The organism is Halomonas sp. KM-1 (genome assembly GCF_000246875.1).
GTDB classification, from domain to species: Bacteria; Pseudomonadota; Gammaproteobacteria; order Pseudomonadales; family Halomonadaceae; genus Halomonas; species Halomonas aerodenitrificans.
In genome coordinates, this window is record NZ_BAEU01000140.1 from 19,523 (window position 1) to 30,939 (window position 11,417).

The window sequence follows — 11,417 nt, forward strand, 5'->3', positions numbered from 1 at the left end:
CTGGCAGAGCGCCACACGGCGCTGCGAACGTTATACTGGCGCGATACCACGTTGAACCCCATAGTAAGGCACCATGCAGAGCAAGTACAAAGTCGGGCTGATGCGCCTGAACCTGTGGGCCGCGGCGCTGCTACTGATCCTGCTGGCTTACCTCGCCGAACCGCTCTCCAGCGCTCTGCTGCTGGTGTTGGCCAGCGTCTGGCTGATGGTGACGGCCAGTCTGCTCGAACTCAGCTACCGGCGCCCCCCCACCGTCCCCTGGCAGTTGTTACCCAGCATGCTGTTGGCCGGCCTGCTGCTCGTGGAACCTGAGCGTCACGCGCTGTGGCTATGGGTGTGGCCCGCTCTGCTGATGCTACCCCAGCCCGGCTGGGTGCTGGCGCTGAGCTGCGCCCTGGCCGGGCTCACCTGGTGGCGCCTGGCAGACCTGCTGGGCATCGAGCAGACGCTGTTCTCCGGCCTGGTACTGCTACCGTTGATGCTGCTCGGACTGGCCCGCAATCGCTATTTGTTACCGTCGCGTGCCGGTTCGCGTCAGCGCATGCGCCTGGTGCCGGGCCTGCCGCTCTGGAGTAGCCAGCAGCTCTCCGCCGACCTGCGCCGCGAGCGCGCCCGCTGCCGGCGGGAGGGCGTACACGGAGAGCTGATGCTGCTGCGCATGCCACGCGGCAAGTTCTGGCCCTTGGCCCAGGAGCTGTGTCGCCTGACCCACGATTTCGAGAACTGTTATCGGCTCGACCATCGCACCTTGGCGACGCTGCTGCTCAGCCGCAACGACGACCAGGCCCAAGCCCGGCGTCAGACGTTGCTCAAGGGGCTTCGCCCCAATGCCGAGATACGCTTCGTACCGCTGAACCAGGTCTCGACTCTCGACGACCTGACGCGGCACTTCACGCATCGCGCCCCCCAGCCCCAGACGGAGCGACCGGATGGATGACGATAGCCGCAACGCCGCGGGCAGACTCATCGTGGCGTATGCCTTTTCTGCGCTCTTGCTGGGGTGCTATGCCGCCTGGCGCTATCTGATGGGCGACTACAGCCGCATCCTGCTGCCGGCAGCCCTGGCGCTGGTCATGCTGGTCGCCTGCCTGCTGCACGTGGCCCGCCCCAACCAGGCTCGTCTGCCGGCCTATCTGGCACTCCTCGTCGGCTATTCGATGCTGGCCCTGGAACTGCCCTGGCTGGAAGAGGCAGGCATCATGTGGATCGGCCTCGCGCCGCTGCTCACGGTCCTGTTGCTGCCGCTGGCTTCCGCCATGCTGCTGAATCTGTTCCTGGCCCCCGTGTGGCTGTTCTTGAGCGACACCGCGCTGGACCTGCATTTCGCTCTCGGCTATGTGGCCATGACTCTGGTCGTTGCCCTGGTACCCTGGGAGCAACGCCGCCAGCAGGCCCTGCTGGAAGCCACCAACCCTCGCGACCGCCATTGCAATGCCCTGGCGCGGGAGGCCATGCACGAACTGCTCGGCAGTGAATATCAACGTACTCAGTTCCTCGGCCAGCCCTTGGCCGTCCTGGCTCTGCACCTACCCCAACTGGAAATGGCCAGCGAACAGTTCGGCAGCCGGGCACGCCAGGCCCTGCTCGACGCTCTGTGTCTCGCCGTGCACCGCTGCTCGCGGCGGCACGACTTCCTGGGGCGGCAGGGCACGTCCACCTTCTGGCTGGTACTGCCCGATACCAGCCAGAGCGGCGCACAGATGGTACAGCAGCGCATCGAACAGGCGCTCGAGTCGACGGTGCTGGTGGATACCGGTACCCTGCGAGCGCCCATCGCGCACTGCCAGCGCCTGCCCGGCGAGAGCTGGCCGCGTTTCGAGCAGCGCCTGCTGGAGCTTACACGCAAGCTCAGCGAGACTTGAAGGCGCCCCGCGCCACGACATACCCACAAGGAGTGCTGTTTGAGCCTGACAGAGACCCTGCAACAGCTTGCCCCCTCCCCCGAGATGCTGCTGTTCATCGTGGGAGCCATCGCCCTGCTCGAGTCTCTTGCCCTGGTCGGCCTGCTGTTGCCCGGCGTGGTGTTGATCACCGCCGCGGCATCCTTGGCCGGCCATCAGGACATGGCCTTGACCTCCCTGTTGCTGGCTGCCTTCATCGGTGCCGTCCTCGGCGACGGCATCAGCTTCGCCCTGGGCTACAGCCAACGCGAGCGAGTCACCCGGCTGTGGCCGCTGTCACGCCATCCCGAGTGGCTAGCGCGGGGTGCCCGCTTCTTTCAACGCTATGGCAGCCTGTCGGTCTTCTTCGGCCGCTTCGTGGGCCCGGTGCGCCCTGTGATACCGCTCATCGCCGGCATGCTGCACATGTCGCCGCGCGCCTTTCTCTGGGCCAACCTTGCCTCGGCGGCGCTATGGGCACCGGCCTACGTCCTGCCCGGCTATCTGCTGGGGCAGACCTGGCAGCAACTGCTCACGCTACCGGCAGGGCTGGAAGCGCTGCTGATCGTTCTAGCGATCATCGTCGTGGTGCTGACGGTGGCCTTCTCGTGGCTGCGCCATCAGGTCAGCCGCTCGGGTCGCGTCTACCGACTGCTGGCCCACGGCGCCCGGCGCCGCCCCTTGCTGCGCCGAGCCTGGCTCAAGCGCAGCTGGCGCCGCGGCGAGGTGCCTCTGGCCAGTTGGCTGCTGCTGGTCTTCTCGCTGGGCGGGCTGTCCGGACTGACCATCGCCGTCATCCGCCAGCGCGGTCCCTTTACCATCGACCTGCAGGTACATGCCTTCTTCGACACCCTGGTGGTGCCGATGCTGCCCGAGGCCGGCCAGTTACTGGCGCGTATCGGCGACATGTACGGCATACTGGCGCTGGTGCTGCCCTGGGGCGTGTGGCTGCTTCTGCGTCGTCATTTTTCCGCTTTCGCCCACATCGGTGCCGGGCTCGGCGCCATTGCCCTGCTCAATACACTGGGCAAGGCGTTGATCGGACGGCCACGCCCGGACACGCCGGACTACCTCACCGGCTCGCTGGCCTACCCCAGCGCACATGCCTCGTCAGCCGTGGTGCTGTACGGTCTGGCAGCTGCCTTCCTCGCCCAGGAGCTGCCTTCGCAGCGCCGCTTCTGGGTCTACTGGACGGCGATCGCCCTGGCCTTGCCCATGGCGCTGTCACGCCTGGTGATCGGCGTGCACTGGCTGTCGGACCTCATCGGCGGCGGTCTGCTGGGACTGGTGGTGTGCGCCCTGGTGCGGTTGGCCTGGCAGCGCAAGCCCCGTCCCTCACTCGCGCCCTGCCCCTGGCTGGCACTCACCGTAGCCTCGCTGACTCTCGTCGCCGCCCGAGTTGCCCTGCTGCCGCCGGTATGATGCCGAATTGGCTGACACCAATCCTCAGCCCAGGGCCAGCCAGATCCCCACGCCGACCATCAGCGTGCCGGCAATGCGGTTGAGCAGGCGGACGTTGCCACTCTCGCCGAGCACCCGCCGCAGCCCCTTGCCGCCGGCGGCATAGAGCAGCAGGCAGAGAAATTCGATGAGCAGAATTATCGCGATCAAGATGGCCAGTTGGCCGCCGAGCGAGCGCGAGGCATCGAGAAACGGCGGCAGCAGCGCAACGAAGAAGGCCCACCCCTTGGGATTGGCCACCGCGGTGATGAAGCCCTGCAGCGCCAGCTGGCCCCGCGAGGCTCTCGGTAGCTCGACATTCTCCAGCGGGATTGCCATGCGCCCACGGGAGCGCCACATCATCACCCCCAGATAGCCGAGATAGGCGCCACCCACCCACTTGAACAGGGCGAACAGCTCCGGCTGACGCAGCATCAAGGCCGCCACGCCGGCCCCGGCCGCCAACGCCACCAGACCCACGCCGACCAGCTCACCGGCCATCATCCACAGCGTGCGCTTCACGCCCTGCGTCATACCCAGCACCATCGACAGGGTCATGCACATACCCGGCGTCAGCGAGACGAACAGAAAGGTCGGCACGAAGACCGACAGCAACGAGAGTTTGATCATGCGGCTTGGCCTCGTCCTTGGGCAGGCAGTCTGGCAGGTCAGGGTGACTAGGAGATGTCCGGCGCGCTCACTCGCCCCAGCGCGGCATGAGACGATGCTCGATGCCGAGCTGGTTGAGAATGCGCGCCACGATGAAATCGACCAGGTCGTCTACCGTGGCGGGCCGGTGGTAGAAGCCGGGCGCCGCCGGCAGGATCACCGCCCCCAGACGAGTCAGGTTCAGCATGTGCTCCAGGTGAATGGCCGAGAGCGGCGTTTCCCGCGGCACCAGGATCAGTTGGCGGCGCTCCTTGAGCGCCACGTCGGCGGCGCGCTCGATCAGGTTGTTGCTGGCCCCCGTGGCCACCGCCGACAGCGTGCCGGTACTGCAGGGGCAGATCACCATGGCCGAGGGCGCACCCGAGCCGGAAGCCACCGGCGCCATCCAGTCTTCACGACCGAAGCAGCGAATCTGCCCCGCGGCCGCACCGCTGCGCTCGCTCAGCGCCTGAGCCAGGCGCTCTGGGCGTGCCGGCAGGCTGGCATCGGTTTCGGTCTCGATCACCAGATGCGCCGCCTTGGAGACCATCACCCACACCTCGTGGCCGGCGGCGACCAGCGCCTCGACCAAGCGCAGACCATACTGAGCGCCCGAAGCCCCGGTGAGCGCTACCGTGACGGGTGGATGGAAATTGGGTTCATTCATGCGCCACCTCCAGCGCCGCCAGCAACTTGGCGTGAATGCCGCCGAACGCGCCGTTGGACATCACCACGATACGGTCCAGCGGGCGCGCCTCGGCCACCAGCACCGCTACCAGGGTATCGATGTCCTGCTCGAGACGTGCCGGTATCGGACTGGCCGCCAATACCGGGTCGAGCGACCAGTCCAGCCCCGGCGGCTGATACCAGAACGCCAGATCGGCCGCGGCCGTACTCGCCGCCAGGCGTTCGCGCAGGGTACCCAGACGCATGGTGTTGGAGCGCGGTTCGATCACCGCCAGCAGGCGACCGCGGGGCGTGGCGGCGCGCAGCCCTTCGAGGGTGGCGGCGAAGGCAGTGGGATGATGGGCGAAATCGTCGATGACCTGAATACCGGCCACCTCGCCGCGCACTTCCTGGCGCCGACGCGGGGTCTCGAAGCGAGCGGCAGCGGCACAGCCGCGTGCCAGGTCGACGCCGCAGGCGTGTGCCGCGGCCAGTGCCGCCAGAGCATTGCGTGCATTGTGGGTGCCGGTCAGCGCCCAGTCGACCACAGCGTCCTCGTTCACCTCGCCCTGCTGGTGCACAACGCGGAAGCGCGAAGCGTCATCCCGTTCCGGCTCCAGGCGCCAGGGGCTCGAGGCATCGCTGCCAAAACGCTCCACCGGCGTCCAACTGCCCATCTCCAGCACGCGCTCGAGCGCCGGCTCGCCATCTGCCACCAGCAGCCGTCCACGGCTTGGCACGGTGCGAACCAAGTGGTGGAACTGGCGCTCGATGGCGGCCAGATCGGCAAAGATATCTGCATGATCGAACTCGAGATTGCCCAGAATCGCGATCTCGGGCCGGTAGTGTACGAACTTGGAGCGCTTGTCGAAGAAGGCCGTGTCGTATTCGTCGGCCTCGACCACGAAGGGGGCGCCCGGGGCACCCAGCCGTGCCGACACACCGAAATTGCGCGGCACGCCACCGATCAGGAAGCCCGGCTCGAGACCGGCGCACTCCAACAGCCAGGCGGTCAGGCTTGCCGTGGTGGTCTTGCCGTGGGTGCCGGCCACGGCGATGACCCGCCGCCCCGGCAGCACCTGTTCGGCCAGCCACTGCGGGCCGGAGGTATAAGGCAGGCCGAGATCGAGCAGCGCCTCCACCTCGGGATTGCCCCGCGAGAGGGCATTGCCCACCACCACCAGACCCGGCCGTGGTTCCAGGTTGCTCGCGGCGTAACCCTCACGCAGCTCGATGCCGGCCTCGACCAGTTGCGTGCTCATCGGCGGGTAGACGCCGCTGTCCGAACCGGTGACGGTATGGCCGAGATCCCGTGCGAGCAGCGCCAGGCTGCCCATGAAGGTGCCGCAGATACCGAGAATATGAACGTGCATGGAGTCCGACCTTAATTACCGCATAACGCAGGCAGGCGCCGCCTGCCAGGAAGAACCGGCAGACTAGCACGGTGCGCCGCCGCCTCTCCAGCAGCGTGCAGGCTCGCCGCCTTTCGTCTAAAATACTTCGCCTTGTCGTCAAGCATGAAACGGACTTTTCCCAGGAGCCCCTACGCCCCATGGCCCAGCATAACGCCTTCTATGCCCAGTCTGGCGGTGTCACCGCCGTGATCAACGCCAGCGCCTGCGGCGTGATCGAAGCCTGCCGCCTGCACTCCGACCGCATCGGCAAGGTCTATGCCGGACACAACGGCATCATCGGCGCCCTGACCGAGGATCTGATCGACGTCAGCCAGGAATCGGACGAGGCCATCGCCGCCCTGCGCCACACCCCCGGCGGCGCCTTCGGCTCCTGCCGCTACAAGCTCAAGGACATCGAGAGCCATCGCGCCCAGTACGAACGCCTGATCGAGGTGTTCAAGGCCCACGACATCCGTTACTTCTTCTACAACGGCGGCGGCGACAGCGCCGACACCTGTCTCAAGGTCTCGCAGCTATCCGAGAAGATGGGCTACCCGCTGACCGCCATCCACGTACCCAAGACCGTGGACAACGATCTGCCGATCACCGACAACTCGCCGGGCTTCGGCAGCGTGGCCAAGTACATCGCCACTTCGACCCTGGAAGCCTCGCTGGACATCGCCTCCATGTGCGCCACCTCGACCAAGGTCTTCGTGCTCGAGGTCATGGGCCGTCATGCCGGCTGGATCGCCGCCGCCGGCGCGCTGGCCGGCGAAGGTGAGGGCGAGCCGCCGCATCTGGTGATCTTCCCCGAAGTACCGTTCGATCGCAGCAAGGTGATGGCGCGGGTCGAGGAGTGCGTGGAGAAGTACGGCTACTGCGTGATCGTGGTCTCCGAGGGCGCTCGCTACGAGGATGGCACCTTCCTCGCCGATTCGGGCAATACCGACGCCTTCGGTCACCGTCAGTTGGGCGGGGTGGCGCCTACGCTGGCCGGCATGGTCAAGCAGGATCTCGGCTACAAGTACCACTGGGCAGTGGCCGATTATCTGCAGCGGGCGGCACGCCACCTGGCCTCGCGTACCGACGTGGAGCAGGCCTATGCAGTAGGCCAGCAGGCGGTGGAGCTTGCCGTTGCCGGCAAGAATGCCATGATGCCGGCCATCAAGCGGGTCAGCGACTCCCCCTACGAGTGGCGCATCGAGTCTGCCCCGCTGGCCGAGGTGGCCAACCGCGAGAAGTTCATGCCGCGCGAGTACATCCGTGAGGATGGCTTCGGCATCACCGAGGCATGCCGCCGCTATCTGTCCCCGCTGATCCAGGGCGAGGACTACCCGCCTTTCGAGAACGGCCTGCCCAAGGTGGCCAAGCTCAAGCTGGCCAAGGTGGAGCGCAAGCTGCCCGAATTCAAGCTCTGAGGCAGCTTCCCACCCAAGCAAAGAGCCCTGGCAACCGCCAGGGCTCTTGCGTTACGACCTCCTCACTTAAGCAGCCAGGAGAGCACCAGCAGCAACAGCAGAATGCCCGCCACTCCCTGCCAGAAGTTGGCTGGGTCGCGCAGGAAACGACGCGGGTCGCGGCGCCTGGGCTTGACCCGCCCGTCATGATGGCGCAGTGCATAGAGCAGCTCGGAGAGGCGCCGGAAGCGCAGCGAGCGCTGCGGATCCAGCGCCCGGCGCAGCGTATCGTCGAGCTGAGGTGTCACCTCCGGGTTGAACAGCCTGGCGCTGCGATAGTCGAGCTGTTCGAGATCGGTATGGCTGCGCAGCCGGTCCGGCGTCAGCGTATAGGGCAGCTCCCCGGTCAGCAGCCAGTAGACCGTCGAAGCCAGCGAGTACTGATCGCTACGCCGCCCGACGCCGTCGTCCAGCGCATACTCCGGCGCACTGTGCTCGGACAGGCCGGTCTGGCGGGCCAGCTCACGGGAGCGTCGGTGTCCGTCCAGATCGCGCATGTGGCAGGCGCTGAAATCCATCAACACTACCTGGCCGTGGATATCGATCAGCACGTTGTCGGGATGGATGCGCTGATGCAGCACCTCTCGATGATGCAGCGCCTGGATCGCCTTGCCCAACTGCACGGCGATATCGAGACGCTGGGCCAGACTGGCCTGCGGGTGGCGCCGGACCCATTCGGTGAGCGTCATGCCCTCCACGTAGGCCATCAGGTAGTAGAGATGGCGGCGCGGTCGCGAGGACTCCATGACCCGTGCCACGAACGGCGACTTGACGCGCTCCACTACCCACTGCTGCAACAGAAAGTGCTCGAGATAGGCATTGCGATTGGAGAGCTCGGGGCTGGGCGCCTTCATCACCATTTCGCGCTCGGTGCGCGTATCGCGCACCCGGTAGACCCGCGACTGCGCGGTGCGCGAGAGCACTTCCTGCACTTCCAGACCATCGATACGCTCGCCCGGGGCAAGCTCAGGGGGAATCGGCAGGTCGCCGTAGATGCGGCTGGGGTGATCGCGCTCCGCCTCCGGCAGCTGATCGATACGCACCAGTTGGAAGCAGAACTGGTCGGCACCGTAGCCGCGCTCCTGGGCTCGGTCGCGGGCCGCCGTCGCCAGCCGCTCGCAGGCGGCGTCGAGATCGCTGGCGTCCTGGCGAATCAGCCCCACGTAGTCGGACGGCATCAGGGTGCCGCGCACCGCCTGGGTGGTGAAGAGAAAGATATCGCCCTGCTTCAGCGGCAGCTGCAGATAATCGATGTCGATGCTGCCGTCGAGCCCGAGGGCACGCGACGGATAGCGGTAGCCGCCCAGATCGGTGATGTGGTCCCGCGAGAGCTGCTCGAACTCGGCGCCGCGCAGGCGGAAGATCAGCGTATCGCCCATGTGGAACAGATGGGCATCGCGCCCACGATAGACCATGGCCGACAGCGACGCGACGTAGCTGCCGTCCTGGACGAAGGTGCTCTGGCTGTAGCACCAGCCATTGAGCGCACGCAGCACGCGGGTGGCCGAGGTCTTGACGTCCCAGTGATCCGGTGTGGAGAAGTAATCCGCCAGAAAGCCGCGCACGCTGAGGTCGCCGGCCTGCTTGGCAATGGCATTGCGCGAACTGGTATCGCTGATCACGGCGCACGCCCCTTTGGCGGAAAACTGTGCTGCCTGGTCGGGAATGCGCACCGACATGGAGCTGCGATGACGTCTCCGGTCGGGGGCCACGAAGGCCTGCCCGACGCTCAACGCCAACCGATTGGCCGACAACACGCGCTCATTAGAGATATCGTCGCTGATCACCGCTCGCTCCACATGACTGGCCGAACCGCCCGACGTCGGCCATCATACACGCTTGTGGCCGACACAACCTGTCAACCAAAGCCCAAACCGGGCCGGCTCTCACCTATGTCGCATTGGTAATCCTCACAGCAGCTCCGTATAATTCTGCGCATTTTGCGGCCTCAACTTTTCGCCAACGAAGGAAGCGACGATGAACTTCGACCACATTCCCGCCGGCAAGGACCTCCCCAATGACGTCTATGTCGCCATAGAGATCCCTGCCAACCACGCTCCGATCAAGTACGAGATCGACAAGGAGATGGGCGCCCTGCTGGTGGATCGCTTCATGGCCACCCCGATGTTCTACCCGGCCAACTACGGCTTCATCCCTCACACCCTGGCCGACGACGGCGACCCGCTGGACGCCCTGGTGGTCACTCCCTACCCGGTCCAGGCCGGCAGCATCATCCGTGCCCGTCCGGTCGGCATCCTCAACATGACCGACGAAGCCGGCGAGGACGCCAAACTGGTGTGCGTACCCCACGCCAAGCTGTCCACCCTGTACGATGACGTTCAGGAAGTCGCCGACCTGCCGGAACTGCTGCGCCAGCAGATCGCCCACTTCTTCGAGAACTACAAGGATCTCGAGAAAGGCAAGTGGGTGAAGGTGGAGTCGTGGGAAGGCGCCGATGCCGCCCGCAAGGCCATCGAGAAGGCCGTGGCCGCCTACGAAAAAGCCTGAACCTAGCCAGCTCTGCCGCACGGGCCGCCCTATTGGGGCGGCCCGTTCGTTTTCCTGCGACATCGGAGCGCAGGCGTAAGGTTCTAACCCCGCCGGCGACTGAGGTATTCTAAGGAAGCCATCAGCTCGCCGGGAACTCGGCGTAACGCGCCCGGGTCCTTGTAACACCCGGCTACGTTTCGATAAGGAACCTCTGCGTTGACTCACCGCCATCTCGCCATACGCCTGATCTGCACCCTGCTGCTGTGGGTGCCGCTGGTCGCCCAGGCCCAGTGGTTCTCGTCGTCTTCCGGCAACCAGAGCGACTTCCTGCCGGTGATGGAGGCCTTTCAGCCCAGCGCCTGGCACGACGGCGAAACCCTCTATATCGGCTTCGAGAATGCCGAGGGCTACTACCTCTACCGCCACCAGCTCGGCGTCGAGAGTCGCGACGATGCCTTCGAGATCGGCGAGCCGGAGATCCCCGCAGGCGAGTTCAAGAGCGACGAGTTTCTCGGCGACGTCTACGTCTTCTACGACCGCGTGGTCTTCGAAGCGCCGCTGCAAGGAAGCGCCGAAGGCCCGCTGGACATCACGGTACGCTTTCAGGGCTGCGCCGATGCAGGGCTGTGCTACCCGCCGGAGCGGGTCGAACTCCAGGCGCCCGCCAGCGCCATGCCGGCCGCCTTCGTCGGCTGGCGTGACGGTAACGGCGACGGCTCGGGCGGAAGTGCCATCGCCACGGCTGCTACCACTTCGCCCGCTCTGCAAAGCCAGGACGGTCGTTTCAGCAGCCTGATCGGCGAGGCCAGCCTGCCCATGGTCCTCGGCCTGTTCTTCCTCGCCGGGCTGGGCCTGACCTTCACCCCCTGCGTGCTGCCGATGGTGCCGATCCTGTCGTCGATCATCGTCGGACAGAACCCGACACGGCCACGCGCCTTCGCCCTTTCCGCCAGCTATGTGGCCGGCATGTCGCTGACCTACGCCCTAGTCGGCGTGCTGATGGGCCTGTTCGGCGCCGGTCTCAACCTGCAGGCGCATCTGCAGTCGGCCCCGGTGCTGATCGTCTTCGCTCTGCTCTTCACGCTCTTCGCACTCGCCATGTTCGGTACCTTCGACCTGCGCCTGTCGCCACGCCTGGCGGGACGCGTCGACGCCTGGCAGGCTCGCGCCCAGCGCAGCGGCCCCCTGGGTCTGGCCGGTGCTGGTTCGCTGTCGGTGCTGGTGGTCTCGCCCTGCGTCTCGGCACCGCTGGCCGGCGCTCTGGTGTTCATCTCCTCCACCGGCGATGCCATGATGGGAGGCGCCGCCCTGCTGGCGCTCGGCCTCGGCATGGGCGTGCCGCTGCTGCTGGTCGGCACCTTCGGCGCCACGGCACTGCCGCGCAGCGGCGCCTGGATGAACGGCGTCAAGATCGCCTTCGGCATTCTGCTGCTGGGCGTCGC

The 11,417-nt window shown here is 66.3% G+C and carries 10 protein-coding genes; 6 read left to right on the plus strand and 4 right to left on the minus strand.

Going from position 1 to position 11,417, the window contains the following annotated elements:
* Positions 1-73 precede the first annotated feature (73 nt).
* From B8115_RS17340 to B8115_RS17350, 3 genes are read left to right on the plus strand one after another with little or no spacing between them, the layout of a single operon-like run.
* Positions 74-937, plus strand: coding sequence for a hypothetical protein (locus B8115_RS17340; RefSeq protein ID WP_010629104.1), 864 nt, complete (start codon positions 74-76; stop codon positions 935-937).
* Positions 930-1,862, plus strand: a complete 933-nt coding sequence (locus tag B8115_RS17345; protein WP_010629105.1) for a diguanylate cyclase domain-containing protein — start codon at positions 930-932, stop codon at positions 1,860-1,862. Before B8115_RS17340 ends, B8115_RS17345 begins: the two co-directional genes overlap by 8 nt.
* A gap of 39 nt (positions 1,863-1,901) precedes the next feature.
* Positions 1,902-3,302, plus strand: a complete 1,401-nt coding sequence (locus B8115_RS17350; protein WP_010629106.1) for a bifunctional DedA family/phosphatase PAP2 family protein — start codon at positions 1,902-1,904, stop codon at positions 3,300-3,302.
* Positions 3,303-3,326: 24 nt separating this feature from the next.
* Here the strand turns inward: B8115_RS17350 and B8115_RS17355 are convergent, their stop codons facing one another.
* The 3 genes from B8115_RS17355 to mpl all read right to left on the minus strand — a co-directional run bounded on the left by B8115_RS17355 (position 3,327) and on the right by mpl (position 6,007).
* Positions 3,327-3,950 (minus strand): LysE family translocator, encoded by a 624-nt coding sequence (locus tag B8115_RS17355; protein ID WP_010629107.1) that lies wholly within the window; start codon positions 3,948-3,950, stop codon positions 3,327-3,329.
* Positions 3,951-4,017: 67 nt separating this feature from the next.
* Entirely contained in the window at positions 4,018-4,635 is a 618-nt protein-coding gene (locus B8115_RS17360; protein WP_010629108.1) for a flavin prenyltransferase UbiX, read from the minus strand.
* Positions 4,628-6,007 (minus strand): UDP-N-acetylmuramate:L-alanyl-gamma-D-glutamyl-meso-diaminopimelate ligase, encoded by a 1,380-nt coding sequence (gene mpl / locus B8115_RS17365; protein ID WP_010629109.1) that lies wholly within the window; start codon positions 6,005-6,007, stop codon positions 4,628-4,630. Before mpl ends, B8115_RS17360 begins: the two co-directional genes overlap by 8 nt.
* A 179-nt stretch (positions 6,008-6,186) precedes the next feature.
* Between mpl and B8115_RS17370 the strand changes: the two genes are divergently transcribed.
* A complete protein-coding gene (locus B8115_RS17370) occupies positions 6,187-7,446 on the plus strand; it encodes a 6-phosphofructokinase (protein WP_010629110.1) in 1,260 nt (419 codons plus the stop codon).
* A gap of 62 nt (positions 7,447-7,508) precedes the next feature.
* Here the strand turns inward: B8115_RS17370 and B8115_RS17375 are convergent, their stop codons facing one another.
* A complete protein-coding gene (locus B8115_RS17375) occupies positions 7,509-9,164 on the minus strand; it encodes a protein kinase (protein WP_370542925.1) in 1,656 nt (551 codons plus the stop codon).
* A 298-nt stretch (positions 9,165-9,462) separates the two neighbouring features.
* On the opposite strand from B8115_RS17375, the gene ppa reads away from it, so the two are divergent.
* Together ppa and dsbD are read left to right on the plus strand one after the other, a co-directional pair.
* Positions 9,463-9,993, plus strand: a complete 531-nt coding sequence (gene ppa, locus B8115_RS17380; RefSeq protein WP_010629112.1) for an inorganic diphosphatase — start codon at positions 9,463-9,465, stop codon at positions 9,991-9,993.
* Positions 9,994-10,191: 198 nt separating this feature from the next.
* Positions 10,192-11,417: protein-disulfide reductase DsbD (dsbD, locus tag B8115_RS17385; protein ID WP_010629113.1), on the plus strand; the 1,226-nt coding region annotated here is incomplete at its 3' end.

Excerpts from the sequence above, each read along its gene's own strand:
- B8115_RS17345 (WP_010629105.1), top strand. The coding sequence starts at position 930 with ATGGATGACGATAGCCGCAACGCCGCGGGCAGACTCATCGTGGCGTAT.
- B8115_RS17355 (WP_010629107.1), bottom strand. The coding sequence starts at position 3,950 with ATGATCAAACTCTCGTTGCTGTCGGTCTTCGTGCCGACCTTTCTGTTC.
- B8115_RS17370 (WP_010629110.1), top strand. The coding sequence starts at position 6,187 with ATGGCCCAGCATAACGCCTTCTATGCCCAGTCTGGCGGTGTCACCGCC.
- B8115_RS17340 (WP_010629104.1), top strand. The coding sequence starts at position 74 with ATGCAGAGCAAGTACAAAGTCGGGCTGATGCGCCTGAACCTGTGGGCC.
- ppa (WP_010629112.1), top strand. The coding sequence starts at position 9,463 with ATGAACTTCGACCACATTCCCGCCGGCAAGGACCTCCCCAATGACGTC.
- B8115_RS17360 (WP_010629108.1), bottom strand. The coding sequence starts at position 4,635 with ATGAATGAACCCAATTTCCATCCACCCGTCACGGTAGCGCTCACCGGG.
- mpl (WP_010629109.1), bottom strand. The coding sequence starts at position 6,007 with ATGCACGTTCATATTCTCGGTATCTGCGGCACCTTCATGGGCAGCCTG.
- B8115_RS17375 (WP_370542925.1), bottom strand. The coding sequence starts at position 9,164 with ATGTCGGTGCGCATTCCCGACCAGGCAGCACAGTTTTCCGCCAAAGGG.